This is a genomic window from Terrabacter sp. 2RAF25 (assembly GCF_052115265.1).
Lineage (GTDB): Bacteria > Actinomycetota > Actinomycetes > Actinomycetales > Dermatophilaceae > Terrabacter.
Window position 1 is genome coordinate 36,037 of sequence record NZ_JBFRGJ010000014.1, and the last position, 18,003, is coordinate 54,039.

Annotated in this window: 15 protein-coding genes; 10 read left to right on the forward strand and 5 right to left on the reverse strand. The window is 71.3% G+C overall.

Annotated elements, in window-relative coordinates:
* The first annotated feature begins 75 nt into the window (after nucleotides 1-75).
* Nucleotides 76-2,187: a catalase gene (locus AB4091_RS21415; RefSeq protein ID WP_442294840.1), complete on the forward strand. Its 2,112-nt coding sequence runs from the start codon at nucleotides 76-78 to the stop codon at nucleotides 2,185-2,187.
* An 18-nt stretch (nucleotides 2,188-2,205) separates the two neighbouring features.
* Here AB4091_RS21415 and AB4091_RS21420 read toward each other — a convergent pair whose 3' ends face one another.
* Genes AB4091_RS21420 through AB4091_RS21435 form a run of 4 tightly spaced genes read right to left on the reverse strand, consistent with a single transcriptional unit; the run spans nucleotide 2,206 to nucleotide 6,534 of the window.
* Complete coding sequence (locus AB4091_RS21420) at nucleotides 2,206-3,444, reverse strand: ABC transporter permease (protein ID WP_442294842.1); 1,239 nt, start codon at nucleotides 3,442-3,444, stop codon at nucleotides 2,206-2,208.
* A complete protein-coding gene (locus tag AB4091_RS21425) occupies nucleotides 3,441-4,418 on the reverse strand; it encodes an ABC transporter ATP-binding protein (protein WP_442294844.1) in 978 nt (325 codons plus the stop codon). The genes AB4091_RS21420 and AB4091_RS21425 overlap by 4 nt, the downstream gene beginning before the upstream one ends.
* A gap of 35 nt (nucleotides 4,419-4,453) precedes the next feature.
* The gene (locus tag AB4091_RS21430; RefSeq protein ID WP_442294846.1) at nucleotides 4,454-5,170 is read right to left on the reverse strand and encodes a response regulator; all 717 of its coding nucleotides are present in this window, start codon (nucleotides 5,168-5,170) and stop codon (nucleotides 4,454-4,456) included.
* Nucleotides 5,167-6,534 carry a sensor histidine kinase gene (locus tag AB4091_RS21435; protein WP_442294848.1) on the reverse strand — a complete coding sequence of 456 codons (1,368 nt, stop codon included), beginning with the start codon at nucleotides 6,532-6,534 and terminating at the stop codon, nucleotides 5,167-5,169. Before AB4091_RS21435 ends, AB4091_RS21430 begins: the two co-directional genes overlap by 4 nt.
* 82 nt (nucleotides 6,535-6,616) lie before the next feature.
* Between AB4091_RS21435 and AB4091_RS21440 the strand changes: the two genes are divergently transcribed.
* Nucleotides 6,617-7,744, forward strand: a complete 1,128-nt coding sequence (locus AB4091_RS21440; RefSeq protein ID WP_442294850.1) for a M24 family metallopeptidase — start codon at nucleotides 6,617-6,619, stop codon at nucleotides 7,742-7,744.
* 32 nt (nucleotides 7,745-7,776) lie between these two features.
* On the opposite strand, the gene AB4091_RS21445 is transcribed toward AB4091_RS21440, so the two are convergent.
* The gene (locus AB4091_RS21445) at nucleotides 7,777-9,189 is read right to left on the reverse strand and encodes an NAD(P)/FAD-dependent oxidoreductase (protein WP_442294852.1); all 1,413 of its coding nucleotides are present in this window, start codon (nucleotides 9,187-9,189) and stop codon (nucleotides 7,777-7,779) included.
* 106 nt (nucleotides 9,190-9,295) lie between these two features.
* Here AB4091_RS21445 and AB4091_RS21450 point away from each other — a divergent pair, with 106 nt between their 5' ends.
* From AB4091_RS21450 to lysS, 8 genes are all read left to right on the forward strand, one after another.
* Nucleotides 9,296-10,099: a GNAT family N-acetyltransferase gene (locus AB4091_RS21450; protein ID WP_442294854.1), complete on the forward strand. Its 804-nt coding sequence runs from the start codon at nucleotides 9,296-9,298 to the stop codon at nucleotides 10,097-10,099.
* A gap of 20 nt (nucleotides 10,100-10,119) precedes the next feature.
* The gene (locus AB4091_RS21455; RefSeq protein WP_442294856.1) at nucleotides 10,120-10,899 is read left to right on the forward strand and encodes a hypothetical protein; all 780 of its coding nucleotides are present in this window, start codon (nucleotides 10,120-10,122) and stop codon (nucleotides 10,897-10,899) included.
* A 112-nt stretch (nucleotides 10,900-11,011) separates the two neighbouring features.
* Entirely contained in the window at nucleotides 11,012-12,040 is a 1,029-nt protein-coding gene (fbaA, locus tag AB4091_RS21460) for a class II fructose-bisphosphate aldolase (protein ID WP_442294858.1), read from the forward strand.
* The gene (locus AB4091_RS21465) at nucleotides 12,037-12,444 is read left to right on the forward strand and encodes a DUF3151 domain-containing protein (RefSeq protein ID WP_442294860.1); all 408 of its coding nucleotides are present in this window, start codon (nucleotides 12,037-12,039) and stop codon (nucleotides 12,442-12,444) included. Before fbaA ends, AB4091_RS21465 begins: the two co-directional genes overlap by 4 nt.
* Before the next feature lie 19 nt (nucleotides 12,445-12,463).
* On the forward strand, nucleotides 12,464-13,267 hold the full coding sequence (locus AB4091_RS21470) for a Cof-type HAD-IIB family hydrolase (RefSeq protein WP_442294862.1): 804 nt from the start codon (nucleotides 12,464-12,466) through the stop codon (nucleotides 13,265-13,267).
* Nucleotides 13,268-13,471: 204 nt separating this feature from the next.
* Nucleotides 13,472-14,383 carry a type IV toxin-antitoxin system AbiEi family antitoxin domain-containing protein gene (locus tag AB4091_RS21475; protein ID WP_442294864.1) on the forward strand — a complete coding sequence of 304 codons (912 nt, stop codon included), beginning with the start codon at nucleotides 13,472-13,474 and terminating at the stop codon, nucleotides 14,381-14,383.
* Between the two features lie 195 nt (nucleotides 14,384-14,578).
* Nucleotides 14,579-15,889 (forward strand): adenylosuccinate synthase, encoded by a 1,311-nt coding sequence (locus tag AB4091_RS21480; protein ID WP_442294866.1) that lies wholly within the window; start codon nucleotides 14,579-14,581, stop codon nucleotides 15,887-15,889.
* 58 nt (nucleotides 15,890-15,947) lie between these two features.
* Entirely contained in the window at nucleotides 15,948-17,753 is a 1,806-nt protein-coding gene (gene lysS, locus AB4091_RS21485; protein WP_442294868.1) for a lysine--tRNA ligase, read from the forward strand.
* The last annotated feature ends 250 nt before the right edge of the window (nucleotides 17,754-18,003 follow it).

Sequence of the window (18,003 nt, forward strand, 5' to 3'; positions counted from 1 at the left end):
ATAGTGTCCGGAAGACGTCCGCGTGCTCGCGGAGTGGTCGCTTCCGGGCACTGAGCCGCACAAGGGAGCACCAGCATGGCGACGAAGAGAAAACCGGCACAGCGAGCCAAGGCGGCAGCCGCGAGGGATGCCGTCGAGGAGGTTGGCAACGGCGGCGAGCTGCACCAGCTCGCCGGTGCCGACACCCCGGTGATGACGACCGCACAGGGAGCGCCTGTCCAGGACGACAACAACTCGCTGCGCGCCGGCGACCGCGGACCCACCCTGCTGTCCGACCACGCCTTCCGCGAGAAGATCTTCCACTTCGACCACGAACGCATCCCGGAGGGGGTCGTCCACGCTCGCGGCTACGGAGCCCACGGAGTCTTCGAGTGCCACGAGTCGCTGGCCGACATCACGCGGGCCAGCGTCTTCGCGGAGGCCGGCAAGCAGACCGAGACCTTCGTGCGGTTCTCGACCGTCGCCGGCAACCTCGGCTCGTTCGACCTCGCCCGCGACGTGCGCGGGTTCGCGACGAAGTTCTACACGGACGAAGGCAACTGGGACCTGGTGGGCAACAACATCCCGGTCTTCTTCATCCAGGACGCGGTGAAGTTCCCGGACCTCGTGCACTCCGTCAAGGAGGAGCCGGACCGTGGCTTCCCGCAGGCGCAGTCGGCCCACGACACCTTCTGGGACTTCGTCTCCCTCATGCCCGAGGCGACGCACATGACGCTCTGGCAGATGTCGGACCGCGCCATCCCCCGCTCGTTCCGGATGATGGAGGGCTTCGGTGTCCACACCTTCCGGCTCGTCAACGCCGCCGGCGAGAGCCGCTTCGTGAAGTTCCACTGGAAGCCGGTCCTCGGCATGCAGTCCGTCGTGTGGAACGAGGCGGTCAAGATCAACGGGGCTGACCCCGACTTCCACCGGCGCGACCTCTTCGACGCCATCACCGCCGGCGACTTCCCCCAGTGGGAGCTCGGGGTCCAGGTGTTCGACGACGCCTTCGCCGACGAGTTCGACTTCGACGTGCTCGATGCCACCAAGATCATCCCCGAGGAGCTCGTGCCCGTCCGGACCGTGGGCACCATGACGCTGAACCGCGTGGTGGACAACGTCTTCGCCGAGGTCGAGCAGGTCGCGTTCATGACCCAGAACGTGCCGCCGGGCATCGACTTCAGCAACGACCCGCTGCTCCAGGGACGCAACTTCTCCTACCTCGACACCCAGCTCAAGCGCCTGGGCAGCACGAACTTCTCCCAGCTCCCCGTCAACGCACCCCGCTGCCCTGTGGCGCACTTCCAGCGCGACGGCCACATGCAGATGTCCACGCAACCGGGGAGGGCTGCATACGAGCCGAACTCCTTCTCGGGGGGCGACCGGGGACCGCGCGAAGCCGGCCCCGAGGGTCACGTCCCCTTCCCCGCCCCCGTCGACGGTCAGACCCGGCGAGTGCGGGCCGAGTCCTTCAAGGACCACTACAGCCAGGGGCGCCAGTTCTGGCTCAGCCAGACCGCCGTGGAGCAGGACCACATCGTCGCCGCCTACGTCTTCGAGCTCGGCAAGTGCGAGATCCCGGCCATCCGCGAGCGCATGCTCGCGAACCTGCGCAACGCCGACGAGTCCCTGGCCGCTCGTGTGGCCGACGGACTCGGTATGCCGTTGCCCGCGGCCTCCCACCCCGCCGCACCCGTCGTGGAGACCGAGCCGTCTCCCGCGCTGAGCATCCTGGCCAACGCCAAGGACACGTTCGAGGGTCGCAAGCTCGGTCTGCTGGTCGGCGACGGCGCCGAGGTGGCCGTCGTCAAGCGGTTGACCAGGGCGGTCGAGAAGGTCGGCGGCACGGTCGAGGTCATCGCGATCAAGGTCGGCGGCGCGACCCTCTCGGACGGCTCGGCGCTCCCCGCGAAGCATGCGATCGCCGGCGCGCCCTCGGTGCTCTACGACGCGGTCGCGATCGTCACGGGCACCCAAGGTGGTTCCGCACTCGCCGACGAGCCGGCGGCCCGCGACTTCCTCACCGACGCGTTCACCCACTTCAAGGTCATCGGACTCGGTGGTGCGACCGAAGCCCTGGTCGAGGCCGCGGCTCTGGTCGGGAAACTCGACGAGGCGTGCCTGGCCGTGGGCACCCCCGCCGAGACCACGGCATACGTCGGTCGTCTCGCGGGGCCGCGGCATTGGGACCGGTCGGTGACGGCATGACGGCCCCTGCGGAGCCTGTCAGTCCTGCGCGGTGAGTGCCTGCTTCCACGACACCCGGCCCCGGGTCTGCAACAGCGACCGACGGTAGATCCGCTCGCTGAGCACGATGGTTGCCACCGAGAACCCGGCCATGAGGAACAGCGCCAGCGGGGGCTCCCACCAGGCGGCGTCACCGGCCAGGATGCGTCCCGGCATCGAGACGACCGAGGCGACCGGGATGAACGAGGCGATCTTGAGGGCGGTGCCACCGAGCCCGAAGCTCAGCACGTAGACGAGCATCAGGATCGTCGTCATCGGTGCCGTCGTCGACTGCAGGTCCTCGGTGCGCGAGGCGAGGGCGCCGGCCACGGCGAAGAGACAGGCCAGGGCGAAGAACCCCACGGCGAAGAAGAGCACGAACCAGACGACGGCGGTCGAGAGGGTCGGCAGCAGCTTGGCCATGTCGGTGAACGAGACCGCGACGAGCCCCACCCCCGCGAAAAGGAGCACCTGCCCCAGCGCGATCACCGAGTTGCCCACGATCTTGCCTGCGAGCAGGGCGCGCAGCGGGATGGCGGTCACGAGGATCTCGACGAGGCGCGACTGCTTCTCCTCGACCACGCTGGCGGCGATCTGCTGACCGAACATCATCGCCGCCATGAAGAAGAGCAGGGCGAAGGCGAACGTGGCGCCCTTGACGAAGCCGCCATTGCCCTGCTTGCCGCCGAACTGGTCGGTCGAGAGCGTCGCCCCACGCTCGAGGGCCGCGACGGTCGTGCCGGCCGCGGCCGCGTTGGTCGTGAGCGCGTCGGTACGCACCGCGGTCTCGAGGGGGCCGGTCAGGGCCGGGTCGGCCTCGTCGGACGACGTGAGCGTCCAGCCGCCGGAGGCGTTCTGGTGCAACCAGGCGTCGGCGTCACCGGCCTCGACCATTGCGCGAGCGGGCGCCTCGCCACTCACCGTGCGCGCCTGGATGACGACCTTGTCGTCCTCTGCCCGGGCCGACGCGGCCGCCTGCCCGACGAGACGCGTCGCCTCGCTGTCGGCGACGGCGACGGTCCACGTGGTCGTGCGACCGGCCTGCCACACCGAGAAGGCGCCGTAGCCGGCGATGAACACGAGCGTCACGAGCGTCGAGACGAGGAAGGCGCGGTTGGTCAGGCGCACGACGATCTCGCGGAGCGCGACGATGAGCCAGGGCCGCTCGGTTCGGGCCGAGTCGTGGGCAGATCCGGTCCCGTGCACGCCGGGCGCCGAACGGTGCTGGGTCGTGGTCATGCCGTCACCTCGCGGTAGATCTGGGCCAGGCTCGGCCGCTGGGGGGAGAACTCGTGCACGTCGCCGCGGCGCAGCGCCTCCTCGAGCAGCCGGCGCTCGGCCGCGGGCTCGACGACCTCGAGCAGGGCGGTGTGGCCCTCGACGTCGACGGCGTGGACGCCCGGGACGCCACGCACCCAGCCCGCGTCGCCCGACAGGACGAGCCGGTGCCGCAGCACCGAGTTGCGGCGCAGGTCGTCCGGCGTGCCCGCCGCGACCACGCGGCCACGAGCCAGCACGACGAGGCGCTCGCAGAGACGCTCCACGAGGTCGAGCTGGTGCGAGGAGAAGAGCACCGGCACTCCGCGGGCCGTGTGCTCGCGCAGCAGGTCGGCCATGTTGTCGACGGCAGTCGGGTCCAGGCCGCTGAACGGCTCGTCGAGCACGAGCGCCGACGGCCGGCCCATCAGGGCGGCGATGATCTGCACGCGCTGCTGGTTGCCGAGCGACAGCTTCTCGACGTGGTCACGGGCCCGGTCGGCGAGCCCGAGGCGCTCGAGGTGGGCGGTGACCGACTGGCGGGCGGCCACGGCGCCCATGCCGCGCAGCCTGCCGAGGTAGACGAGCTGGTCGAGCACCGGTTGCTTGGGGTAGAGGCCGCGCTCCTCGGGCATGTAGCCGAAGGAGCGCCGGTCGAGGGCCGTGATGGGCCGGCCGTCCCAGAGCACCTCGCCGCCGGAGGGAGAGAGCACGCCCATGACCATGCGCATCGTCGTCGTCTTGCCCGCGCCGTTGCCACCGACGAAGCCGGTGAGCAGGCCGGCACCGACGGTGAAGCTGACGTCGTCCACGGCGCGCACGTCCCCGAAGCTCCGGGTCAGGTGGCGCACCTCGACGTCCGCCGAGGCCACTCCCGCCCCCGTGGATGTCGCTCTCGTCACTCGCTCCTCGTGGTCGTGCCGGTCCTGCCGGCCCTGCCGGTCCTGCTGCGTCATGACGTCCACGCTAGCCACGGGCCGGCCCCGCAGGATCAGCCGGACGGGTGACCCTCCGGCTCCCCCGGGAGGATGAGCCCCGCCTCGTAGGCCAGCACGACCGCCTGAACCCGGTCGCGCAGGTGGAGCTTGCTGAAGACGTTCGACAGGTGCGTCTTGACCGTGGCCTCGCCGACGAAGAGGCGCGCGGCGATCTCGGCGTTGGACAGCCCGCGGCCGACGAGGCCCAGCACCTCGAGCTCGCGCGGGGTCAGCGTGTCGAGCCGGTCGGCCACAGCGTGCGTGACACCTGCGGGCCGGGACGCACCACTGGCGTTCGATCGAGAAGCCTCGGCGCCCGCGGTCATCCGCGCGATGACGCGCCGAGTCACCTCCGGCGCCAGCAGCGCGTGGCCGTCGGCGACCGCGCGCACCGCCTCGACCAGGTGGTCGGCGTCGGCGTTCTTGAGCAGGAAGCCGCTCGCACCCGCCGACAGCCCGGCGTAGACGTAGTCGTCGCGGTCGAACGTCGTGAGGATGACGACCTTCGCGAGGTCGTCGGCCACGATGTGGCGGGTCGCCTCGATGCCGTCCATCTCCGGCATCTGGACGTCCATGAGCACGACGTCCGGGCGCAGCTGCCGGGTCAGTCGCACCGCCTCCGCGCCGTCGCTCGCCTCGCCGACGACCTCGAGGTCGGGCTCGACCGAGAGGATGAGGGCGAAACCCGAGCGGACCAGCTTCTGGTCGTCGACGAGCAGGATGCGCGTCACGAGGGCTCCCCGGGCAGCGGCATGCGCACCCGCACGCGGTAGCCGCCGGTGACACGCGGCCCGATCTCACTGACGCCGCCGTGGGTCGAGAGCCGCTCGCGCACTCCCAGCAGACCGAGCCCGGTGCCCGACGTGCCCGACCTCGGGCTGCCGGCGTCGAGCACCTCCACCTCGACGTAGCCGTGGGCGAATCCCGGCTCGGGCCGACGGTCGATGCGCACGAAGACCGTTGCGGCAGAGGCAGTCGAGTGTCGGCGTACGTTGGACAGCGCCTCCTGGACGGTGCGGTAGAGCGAAAGGCCGACCGGGTCGGGCACCGTCGCGATCGCCCCGGGCGAGTCCTCGACCACGCGGCACTCCACGTCCAGCCCCGCGGCCGCCGACTGCCCGGCGAGGGAGGGCACGTCGGCCAGCCGGGGCTCGGGCGCACGGGCGCTCGCGGCCGTCTCGTCGTCGCCCGAGCGCAGCGTCCCCAGCAGCCCGCGCATCTGCGACACGGCGTCGCGCGACGAGGTCTCGACCGAGCGCAATGCGCCCTCGGCGGCCTCGGGATCGCGACGCAGCACCCGGCGGGCAGCGGCGGCCTGGATGCCGATGACCGATACGTGGTGGGCGACGACGTCGTGCAGCTCGCGCGCGATGCGCAGCCGCTCCTCGACGACGGCCCGGCGCTGCAGCTCGTCCGCCTGGACGGTGATGGTGCGCGCCTGCTCTGCGACACGGTCGCGCTGCAGGGCCGAGCGCCAGGCGAACTGCCCCCCGACGATGGCCCCGCCGAAGTAGACCGAGTTGAGCACGGCGGAATAGATGACGTATGCGACGAGAGGCGAGAACAGGCCCTGGCGGGGGAGTGGCTTGCCGTTGTCGGTGAGGAGCCCTTCGAGGCCAGAGCCGACGGCGAACTGCCAGACGAGCCACACCGTCATCGCGACGACGACGCCGCTGACGACCACCAGCATCGCCCGCCGGTCCCGCGCCCATGCCACGCCGGTGAAGAGGGCGAGGAAGTAGACGACCTGCATCGAGATCGTCATGGCAACGGCGGTCAGGGTGAGCCCGACGACGAGGAAGTGCAGGGAGCAGACCGCGGCGACGACGAGCGGGTAGCGGCGGCGCCACACCAGCGGGAGGGTGCCCGCGACGACGGCGAGGTGGGGGAGGAACGCGGGGCCCGGGGGGTCTCCGAGGCCGTCGAGGCTACGAATGAGCTCGATGCCCAGTAGCCCCGAGAGCATCAGCGCCAGGGCCACCGCCGTGTCGGTGCGCTGGGTGCGGTCGGGGTCGGCCGGCACTCGCTCCCAGTCGGAGTCGACGCCGAACCACGCCGTCACCCGGGAGCGAAGGGTGCTCGTGCCGCCGTCCATGGGCACAGCCTAGGCAGCCGACCGAGGCAGCCGGCTCCACCTCCCGGGGGAGGGTCCGCAGGGTGGGCGGTAGCGTCGCCCCATGGCCGTGAGCTCCTCCACCCTCGACGTCACGACGAGGCGTTCCCGGCTCGACCGGCTGCGGGAGCAGGCGGACCGCGCGGGCGTCGCCGCGCTCGTCGTCGCCCCCGGCTCGGACCTGCGCTACCTGACGGGCATCGGCGGCTCGTCGTTCGAGCGGCTCACCGCTCTCGTCGTGCCCTCCGACGACGCCGTGGCGCCCGTCTTCGTCTCGCCCGCCCTCGAGTACGCCGGCCTCCGGCACGTGCCGCTCGCCGACCTCGGCGTCGAGGTGCGCACCTGGGTCGATGGTGAGGACCCGTACGCCCTGGCGCTCGCGGGAGCGCCGACCGGCCCGGTCGCGGTCAGCGACCTCCTTCCGGCCCTGCACCTGCTGCGGCTGCGCGATGCCGGAGCGGCCGACCAGCAGCTCGCCGGGCCGATCCTCCGTGAGCTGCGGATGCGCAAGGACGATGCCGAGCTGGCCGAGCTGCGCGCCGCCGGTGCCGGCATCGACCGCGTGCACGCGCGAGTGGGCGAGTGGCTGCGGGCGGGGCGCACCGAGGCCGCGGTTGCTGCCGACATCGCCGCCGCGATCGTCGAGGAGGGCCACGCCATCGCGGAGTTCGTCATCGTCGGCTCCGGCCCGAACGGCGCGAGCCCGCACCACTCCGTCAGCGACCGGGTCGTCGGGCAGGGCGACCTCGTCGTCGTCGACATCGGCGGTCCGCTCGCGTCGGGCTACAACTCCGACAGCACGAGGACGTATGCCGTGGGCGCACCCCGTGAGCCCGACGTGGCCACCGCCTACGCAGCGTTGCAGGCCGCCCAGCAGGCCGCGGTCGACGCCGTGCGTCCGGGTGTGACCTGCCAGGACGTCGACCGGGCTGCGCGAGCGGTGCTCGCCGACGCTGGTCTCGCCGAGCACTTCATCCACCGCACCGGTCACGGCATCGGGCTCGACGTGCACGAGGAGCCCTACGTCGTCGAGGGCAACGACCTGCCGCTCGAGGCGGGAATGACGTTCAGCATCGAGCCCGGTGTCTACCTGACGGGCCGCTGGGGCGCGCGCATCGAGGACATCGTCGCCGTCACCGCGGACGGCGTCGAGCGCTTCAACACCCGCCCCACCGACCTCACCACCCTCTGACCCCCGCATCGAGTGCTCAGTTTCCGACGGGGTCAGGAGTCGAAGCCGACGCCCATCCGGTCGAGCGTCCTGAGCCACAGGTTGCGTCGGCCGGTGCGGTCCTCGGCAGCCAGCGATGACCGCGTGGCGCGCACGGCGGCATACCGGATCGGCTCTGGTGGGAAGGGAATCGGCTTCCGGCGCACCATGCCGAGACGGGTCAGCTCGGAGTCCGTGCCGTCGACGAGGTCGAGCCCGACCGCCGCGCCGAATCGGGTCGAGGCGACGCCGAGACCGGTGTAGCCGACCGCGTACGCCATTCGCCCACCGAGCGCGGTCCCGAACACGGGCGTGAAGCGCGAGGTCGTGTCGATCACGCCGGCCCAACGGTGGGTGAACCGGATGCCCTCGAGCTGCGGGAAGATGTCGAGGAAGTGGTCGGCCAGCAGTCCGTGCGAGGCGTCCGACTGCTCGAGGGCCGGGTCGATGCGGCCGGGGAAGTGGTAGTTCGCGTCGTAACCGCCGAAGAGCACCCGATCGTCGAGCGTCCTTCTGTAGTAGTGGAACTGGTTGCCGGCGTCGGTGAGTCCCTCGCGGCCCTCCCAACCGATGGCGGCCAGCTGGTCCGGCGTCAGCGGCTCGGTCATGAGCACGTGGTCGTAGACGGGCAGCACCCACGCGCTGAAGCGGCGGAGCACCCCCTGCGAGGCGTTCGTGCCGATCACCACGCGGCGGGCATGGATCGACCCGTCGGCGAGGCGCACCCGGACGCCGGAGCCCTCGGTGTCGAATCCCGTTGCGCGCGTGCGCTCGTGGAGCCTGACACCGAGCGACTCTGCGGCCCGGGCGAGCCCCCAGACCAGCCGCGCCGGGTCGACGAGCGCAACCTCGGGGTCGTACATGCCGGCCAGGTAGCGCGGCGATCCGACCCGAGCGCGGGCCTGCTCCGCGTCGAGCAGCTGCACCGGCACCCCGTGCGCGCGATGGAGTTCGTAGGACTCGCGGACGGAAGGCAGCTGGTGGTCGGTGAGGGCGAGGGTGAGCTCACCCGGCACGTGGAAGTCGGCGTCGACGGCATACGTCGAGAGCGTCCGTTGGATGCCAGCGAAGTTCTCCGCTGCCAGGCGCTCCAGCGTGGCGAACTCGTCGGGCCAGCAGGCCACGCCCTGGGCGAGCCCGTGCGTGAGCGACGGTGCCAGGAACCCCCCGTTGCGACCTGACGCCCCGTCGGCGATGCGCCCGGCCTCGACGACGACCACGTCGCGGGAGGGGTCTGCCTCCTTGGCCTGGATCGCGGTCCACAGGCCGGTGAACCCGCCGCCCACGACGAGCAGGTCGGTGCGCGGCGCAGCGCCGGTCAGCACGGGCCGTGGGTCGGGTCGTTCCGGCCGGTCGGTCCAGAACGGCACGGGCCGGGCGTCGGCGAGGGCCGCGGCGGCGCGGGACGAGAGCGTGGAAACAGGCATGACGAGACGGATTCGACCATGCTTGGCTGGTGCTGTGAACCCCTCTTCGTTCCAGAGCGATCCACCGACCCCTCCCGATGCGGGTTCCGATGCCGGTCTCGATGCCGTGGCCGAACTCACGCCCGACGACCTCTTGCGCGTCTTCCACGACCAGACGCGCGGCCCCATCCCGGTGGGCTCCGCCGAGCGACCGGTCGAGCTCGACGGGCTAGTGCGCAAGCAGTACGACCTCGACCCCGCGGGCCACTTCGCGATGGTGGAGAGCCCCGACGGCCTCGGCGACGACCCCGACGCCGTCATCGCGCGGGTGCGCGACTTCTTCGCCGAGCGCGGCCAGCGGGTCGAGTGGAAGACGTACGACTACGACGGCCCGAAGGGCCTGGGTGACCGTCTCGTCGCGGCTGGTTTCGTGCGCGAGGACGACGAGGCGCTCATCCTCGGCGAGGCGGCGCCGCTCGCCGCCCAGGCCATCGACCTGCCGGACGGCGTGGTCGTGCGGGCGGCCGACGGCTTCGAGGACTTCGTCCGGATGCGCACCATGTCCGAGACGGTCTGGGGCGAGGAGCACGCCTGGGTCACCGAGTCCCTCTATCCCGACTGGGTGGCCAGGCCCGGCTCGATGGACGTCGTCGTGGTCGAGGAGTCGCGCGAGGGGCCGGTGCTGTGCGCGGCGCGTGGGGAGTACGACGCGAGCGGCTTCACCGGTCTGTGGGGCGGCTCGACCCTGCCCGAGTGGCGCGGCCGTGGCCTCTACCGCGCGACCCTGCTCCACCGGGCCAGGCTGGGCCTCGACCGCGGCAAGGAGTACGTACGCGTCGATGCCTCCCCGGACAGCGAGCCCATCCTGCGCCGGCTCGGCCTCCACCGCGTCGCGACGACGACACCGTACGTCTTCGACCCCGGGGCCTGACGCCCTGCCAGACTCGTGACGTGACGCGAGGACGCACGTGGTGCGACGTCCTGGCCGCCGCGGTGCTGGCGGGGTCAGTGCTCGGCGCGTGCACCACGGCTGGTCTCGACCCGGTGACGGGAGGTTCCACGACGTCGACCGTCGCGCGCGGAGCCGTCTCCGGCGCTCCTCCCGGCCCCGTGATGACGCCCGTCGAGGCGGCGGCGCGGTGCACGACCACGCGCCCGCTCACCGGCAAGGGGCGGCTGCCTCTCGATGCGGTCTTCCCGGGGGCGGAGTCGAGCGCCTCCTCCGGCCCGGAGGAGGTCGTCCCGGGTGCCGACGCCGCCGACCGCGCCCGGTGCCCCGGCGAACTGCCGACCGAACCGCGGTGCGACGGCCTCGTGCCGTGGACGGGCCTGCTGCCCGACGGGTTCGTCACGGCGAGTGGGGCGCGCCGCCTCGTCCAGGGCTACCTGCTCACGATGCCGAAGCAGGCAGGCAACCAGGCCCCACCCGAGAGCTCGGCCGGCACGAAGGCCGTGACCTACGGTCTCGTCGACCTCGCGGCGGACGACCCGGCGGGGCTCCTCGACCACCTCGAGGCCGGGTTCGCGGTGTGTGCGAAGGCGACGTCGCGCACGGTGGCTGGTCAGAACGCCCTCGTGGGGACCGTGCGCTCGGAGTACGGCGCCGGCACGGCCGAGGTCGTCCTGCTGCATGCCGGCACCCACGTCGTGTGGGCCAGCCTCGACGGCAGCGGATGGAAGGCCGGGGAGCAGCAGCGCGCCCTCACGGTGCTCGCCGGACGACTCCTCTGAGCGGGCGCTCACCGGTGGGTGGGCACCCGTGGGCACGCGACGGCATACGTGGCAGGATTTCGGAGGATCGAAAACCCGCTCAGCTCCCGACGCCAACCCAGCAGGAGACGCAATGCCCATCGCCACCCCCGAGGTGTATGCCGACATGCTCGACCGCGCGAAGGCCGGCTCCTTCGCGTACCCCGCCATCAACGTCTCGAGCTCGCAGACGCTGAACGCCGCGCTCAAGGGCTTCGCCGACGCGGGCTCCGACGGCATCATCCAGGTCTCAACCGGCGGCGCCGACTACCTGTCCGGCCCGAGCATCAAGAACATGGTCAGCGGCTCGCTCGCCTTCGCCGCCTACGCCGAGCAGGTCGCGAAGAACTACCCGGTCAACATCGCGCTGCACACCGACCACTGCCCCAAGGACAAGCTCGACGGCTTCGTGCGCCCGCTCCTCGCGGCGTCGACCGAGCGCGTCAAGGCCGGCGGCACCCCGTGGTTCCAGTCGCACATGTGGGACGGCTCGGCCGTGCCGCTCGACGAGAACCTCTCGATCGCCCAGGAGCTGCTCGGGCTCGCCAAGGCCGCGAACGTCGTCCTCGAGATCGAGGTCGGCGTCGTCGGCGGCGAGGAGGACGGCGTCGAGGGCGCCATCGACGAGAAGCTCTACTCCACGCCCGAGGACGCCATCGCCACCGTCAAGGCCCTCGGCGCCGGTGAGAACGGCCGCTACCTGACGGCCCTCACCTTCGGCAACGTGCACGGCGTCTACAAGCCGGGCAACGTCAAGCTGCGCCCCGAGATCCTCCTGCAGGCGCAGCAGGCGGCCGCCAAGGAGCTCGGCCTGTCCGCCGACGCACGCCCGTTCGACCTCGTCTTCCACGGCGGTTCCGGCTCGCTGCCCGAGGAGATCTCGGCCGCCGTCGACAACGGCGTCATCAAGATGAACGTCGACACCGACACCCAGTACGCCTTCACCCGTCGCATCGCCGACTGGATGATCTCCGGCTACGCCGGCGTGCTCAAGGTCGACGGCGAGGTCGGCAACAAGAAGCAGTACGACCCGCGTGCCTGGGGCAAGGCGGCCGAGGAGGCCATGGCGGTGCGCATCGTCGAGGCCTGCACCGCACTGCGCTCGGCGGGCACGCACCAGTGAGCGACAACCTCCTGGGCATCCCCGAGACCCGGCTCGCCGTCGACCCGGCCGCCGAGAAGCTCGAGGCGGGCGTCGACCCGGTTCAGGTGGCGGCGGCCTACCCCGCGAGCTCGCTCGCGTGGGCGGTTCTCGCCGAGGACGCGCTGGCCGACGGTGACCGCGACGTCGAGGCGTACGCGTACGCCCGCACCGGCTACCACCGCGCCCTCGACAGCCTGCGCAAGTCCGGCTGGCGCGGGCAGGGTCCGGTGCCGTGGTCGCACGAGCCCAACCGCGGGTTCCTCCGGGCGCTCGCAGCGCTGGCCCGTGCGGCCCGCGCCATCGGCGAGAGCGACGAGGAGGCCCGCTGCACGCAGTTCCTGCGCGACAGCTCGGCCGAGGGCGCTCGCGAGCTCGGTCTGTGAGCCCAGCGGCTCGCATCGCATGACGCTCTTCTGCTCCGACGTCGACGGCACGCTGCTCGACCACCGTCGCACCCTCTCCGACCGCACCGTCGCCGCCATCCGGGCGGTGCGGTCGGAAGGGCACGCGTTCGTGCTCTGCAGCTCGCGCATGCCGGCGTCCCTGGAGGGTCTCGAGCGACTCTGCGGCGTCGAGCCGACCCCGCTCATCGCGTACAACGGCGGTCTCGTGCTGCGGGCCGACCGCACCGTCGTCACCGACGTGGCCATCGCGCCCGACGACGCCGAGGTTGCGTATGCCGTGTGCTCGCGTTTCGGGCTGCACGCGAGCTTCTTCGCCGGCGACGACTGGTACGCGTGGGGTCCCGACGAGTGGACCGAGCGAGAGGCCACCATCACGGCGGTCGACCCGAGCGAGACATCGGCTCACGACTACGTCGGTTCCGGGCGCGTCGACGAGCAGCCCCCGCACAAGGTCATGGCCATGGGCGACCCGTCTCTCGTCGACCGGCTGGAGGCGGCTCTCGCCGAGAGGCCCGGGCTCGTGGCCTACCGGTCGAAGCCCACCTACCTCGAGATCGCGAGCTCCTCGTGCTCCAAGGGCGACGGGCTGCGTGCCCTCGCCGCCGAGCTCGGGGTCGACCTCGCCGACACGGTCTTCTTCGGCGACAACCACAACGACGTCTCGGCCTTCGCCGTGGCCGGCACCGCCGTGGCCGTGTCCAACGCGGTCGAACCGGCGCTAGAGGCGGCGAACGTCGTCACGGCGCACCACCGTGAAGACGGGGTCGCCGAGTACCTCGAGGCCTGGCTCGCGGGTCGCTGATCGAACCATGGGCCGCTGCGGTTCGTACGCGTCGCGATCGTCTGGCTCGATCTGGTTCGTGTGTACGTGGTGCACCACGCATGAACGGACCGGACGCTCACCAGTGCACACGCCGCGTCCACACCCCTGTCCCGTGACGGGGCGGGATCCACAGCCGGCGACTCGGTCATGGCCGCTGCGTGAGCGCCGCAGGAGGGTCGGATCATGGACCCGACGCTCATCGCCCACCATGACGTCTTCTCGGCTGCTCGCGCCAGGGCCAGTGGCCTGACCCCTGCCGACCTGCGCCGGCTGCTCCGCGAGGGACGCATCGTCCGGCTCCACCGTGGCTGGTACGCGACGCGCCGGCCGCGCGACGACGCCGACCTGCACCGTATGCGTGTCGAGGCGCTGCTCGTCGAGTACGCCGGTCGCGCGGTCGCGACCGACGCGTCGGCCCTGCTGCGCCTGGGGATCGCCACGTGGCGGCCCGACCTGCGCCGGGTGCACCTCGCCCTGACCGACCCCGAGGTCAACCGGCACCGCAAGGGCGACCTGGTCGTGCACGCTCACCGGCCGACGCCGCCGCAGCTCGCGCCCCGGCCCGCGTCGGGAACCGTTCATCCGGCGGTCGCCATCGCCGCCGTCGGGCTGAAGGACCCACGGTCCTTCCTCGTCCCCGCCGACGACGCCCTCCGGCGAGGTCTGGTCACCGCGGCCGAGCTCGCTGCCGCGGTCGACGGGCTCGGTCGTCGTCACGGCGCCGCCGGCGTGCGGGCCGTGCGCGACTGGTGCGACCCCCGGCACGAGTCCCCGGGCGAGACGCTGGTGGCCCATCTCCTGAGGCTGGACGGGCACCGCCTCGAGCCGCAGTTCGTCGTGCGCGGCAGCGAGAGGTGGACCCGGGGCGGCCAGGGCTACCGCGCCGACCTGCGCCTCAGCGGGACGCGCGTGCTGGTCGAGTTCGACGGCCGGGTGAAGTATGACGACCGGCAGGTGCTCTGGGAGGAGAAGTTGCGCGAGGACCGGATCCGCTCGCTCGGGTGGGTGGTCGTGCGCGTGACGATGGCCGACCTGCGCGACCCGGCGACCGTGCGGGCCCGTGTGGACGCCGCCCTCGCGCTGGCTGCAGCGTGACCGGGAAGTCACACCGGACGCGATCGAGGCACTTGGTGCGTGGTCTGCCGCCCCCCAAAGGACGTAACGGTGACAGACAGGGGGCCACGACAGGGACAACGACGGGGGCGACGACAGGGCGGACGCGGTCCGGGGCAGTGGTCTCGAACCGATAACCTTGCGGTTGGCTCGAAACCACAACCGGAAGGCGGACTGATGCCCGCAATCGTGCTCGTCGGAGCCCAGTGGGGTGACGAAGGCAAGGGCAAGGCGACCGACCTGCTCGGCAGCAGCGTCGACTACGTCGTCAAGTTCAACGGCGGCAACAACGCCGGCCACACCGTCGTCATCGAGAAGGACGGCAAGCGCGAGAAGTACGCGTTGCACCTGCTGCCCTCCGGCATCCTCAGCCCGAACTGCGTGCCGGTCATCGGCAACGGTGTCGTCATCGACCTGTCGGTGCTCTTCGAGGAGCTCGACGGGCTCGACGCGCGCGGCGTCGACACGAGCAAGCTGCTCGTCAGCGCCAACGCGCACGTCATCCCCAGCTACAACCGCACCATCGACAAGGTGACCGAGCGCTTCCTCGGCAAGCGCCGCATCGGCACGACCGGCCGCGGCATCGGCCCCACCTACGCCGACAAGATGAACCGCATCGGCATCCGCATCCAGGACCTCTACGACGAGAAGATCCTGCGCCAGAAGGTCGAGGCGTCCCTCGAGTTCAAGAACCAGGTGCTCGCGAAGATCTACAACACCCGCGCCTCCGCGGTCGACGACGTCGTCGAGGAGCTGCTTTCGTATGCCGCCCGGCTCGCTCCCATGGTCGCTGACACCAGCCTCGTGCTGAGCCAGGCCCTCGACCGGGGCGACACGGTGCTCTTCGAGGCGGGTCAGGCGACCCTGCTCGACGTCGACCACGGCACCTACCCCTACGTCACCTCGAGCAACGCCGTCGCCGCCGGCGCGTGCACCGGCTCGGGCGTGCCCCCGACCCGCATCGACTCGGTCATCGCGATCCTCAAGGCCTACACGACCCGCGTCGGCGAGGGCCCGTTCCCGACCGAGCTGCACGACGACAACGGCGAGTTCCTCCGCAAGACCGGGGCCGAGTACGGCACGACCACCGGCCGGCCACGCCGTTGCGGCTGGATGGACACCGTCGTCGGCCGCTACGCGACGCGCATCAACGGCGTCACCGACTTCGTCATCACCAAGCTCGACGTCCTCACCGGCCTCGACAAGGTCCCGGTCTGCGTCGCCTACGACGTCCAGGGCGTGCGTCACGACGAGATGCCGGTCAACCAGACCGACTTCCACCACGCGACCCCGATCTACGAGGAGCTCGACGGCTGGTGGGAGGACATCACCCAGTGCCGCTCGTTCGACGACCTGCCCGCGAACGCCCAGGCCTACGTGCTGCGCGTCGAGCAGCTCATCGGCGCGCGCGTGTCGGCCATCGGCGTCGGCCCGGGCCGCGACGAGATCATCGAGCGGTTCCCGCTCAAGCCCGCCGTCGCGTCCTGAGCGCACGCGCCCGACGAGGCGGACGGCATACGCAATCGCCTGCAAGTGAAGGAAACCCATGACTGAAACGGTCGCCCCGCTCGACTGGGTCACTCGCCTGGCCGACGACGTCATCGCCAAGGCGCAGGAGCGCAACCCCGGCGAGACCATCGTCTGCGCGTCGGGCATCAGCCCGTCCGGCCCGATCCACCTCGGCAACTTCCGCGAGCTCATCACGCCGCACCTCGTCGCCGACGAGATCAAGCGCCGGGGCATCGCGTGCGAGCACATCCTCAGCTGGGACGACTTCGACCGCTTCCGTCGCGTGCCGAAGAACCTTGCGGGAGTGGACGACTCGTGGGAGCAGTACATCGGCATGCCGCTGACCGCTGTGCCGCCGCCGGCTGGTTCACCGCACGCGAGCTGGGCCGACCATTTCAAGGCTCCCCTTCTCGAGGCCATGGCCGCGACGGGCATCGAGGTGCGCCAGATCAGCCAGACCGAGCAGTACCGCGCCGGCGTCTACCGCGACCAGGTGCTGCTCGCGATGCGTGAGCGCTTCGCCATCGACAAGGTGCTCGACCAGTACCGCACGCTCGAGGCCGTCGAGGCTGCGCGCCAGAAAGCCTCCGGCAAGGGCAAGCCCGGCAAGGGCGGTGGCAAGGGCGGTGGCAAGGGCGGTGGCAAGGAGCCGAAGGTCACTGAGGAGCAGGCCGCAGCCGCGACCGAGGCCGAGCGCGGCTCCGGCGCTGCGACCGAGGACGACGGCAGCGAGGGCAAGGCGGGCTACTACCCCTACAAGCCGTTCTGCTCGTCGTGCGGCACCGACTTCACGGCCGTCACCGCCTACGACGACGACACGCACGAGCTCACCTACGAGTGCACCAGGTGCGGCCACACCGAGACCGTCGACCTCGACACGTTCACCAACGGCAAGCTCGTGTGGAAGGTCGACTGGCCGATGCGCTGGGGCCACGAGCACGTGATGTTCGAGCCGTCCGGGGTCGACCACCAGAGCCCGGGCTCGAGCTTCGTCGTCGGCAAGGACCTCGCTCCGATCTTCGGCTGGGAGCGCCCCGTCGGGCCGATGTACGCGTTCGTCGGCATTGCGGGCATGGCGAAGATGAGCTCGAGCAAGGGTGGCGTGCCCATCCCCAACGACGCGCTCGAGGTCATGGAGGCGCCGGTGCTGCGCTGGATCTACGCGCGCCGCAGGCCCAACCAGAGTTTCGACGTTGCCTTCGGGAACGAGCTGCAGCGTCTCTACGACGAGTGGGATGCCTTGAACCGCAAGGTCGCCGACGGTTCGGCCCAGGCCGGAGACCTCGCTGCGCACCTGCGGGCGACGTCGACGGCGGCAGCTCCGTTGCCGGCCACGCCCCGCCCCATGCCGTTCCGCACCATCGCGTCGGTCATCGACGTCACGCAGGGCGACGAGGAGCAGGCGGTGCGCATCCTGTCGGACCTCGACCCCGACAACCCCGTCGGGTCCACCGACGACCTGCGCCCGCGCCTCGACTGCGCCGAGCGGTGGATGCTCGGCTACGTCCCCGCCGAGGACCGCACGATCGTGCGCGAGAGTCCCGACGCCGAGCTGCTCGGCAGCCTCGACGAGCAGCAGGTGGAGTCGCTGCGATTGCTCGCCGCCGGCCTCGACGACCACTGGTCGCTCGACGGGCTGACCCACCTCGCGTACGGCGTGCCGAAGATCCAGCGAGGCATCGACCCCGAGGCCAAGGTCAAGGACCCCGAGCTGTCGGCGGCACAGCGCGCGTTCTTCGTGCTCGTCTACCGGCTGCTCGTCGGCAAGGACACCGGCCCCCGTCTGCCCACGCTGCTGCTGGCGGTCGGCGCCGACCGCGTGCGCACCCTCATCGGTCACTGACCCTCGTCGAGAACTGAGCACTCAACTCAGGCGTCCCGTCGAGTGCTCAGTTGCCGACGCCCCTCCCGACGTCGAATGCCCACTTCCCGACGTCGAGTGCCCCTTGGCGTCAGATCGTCTGCGCAACACGGATTGCGTGGAGGCAGGCGATGGGTGGAATCCCGGGGACGTACTCATTGGCTCAGCGGCAGCAGGCGTTGGGGCTGCTGGAGCAGGGGCTGTCGGTGTTGGAGGTAGCGCGTCGGATCGG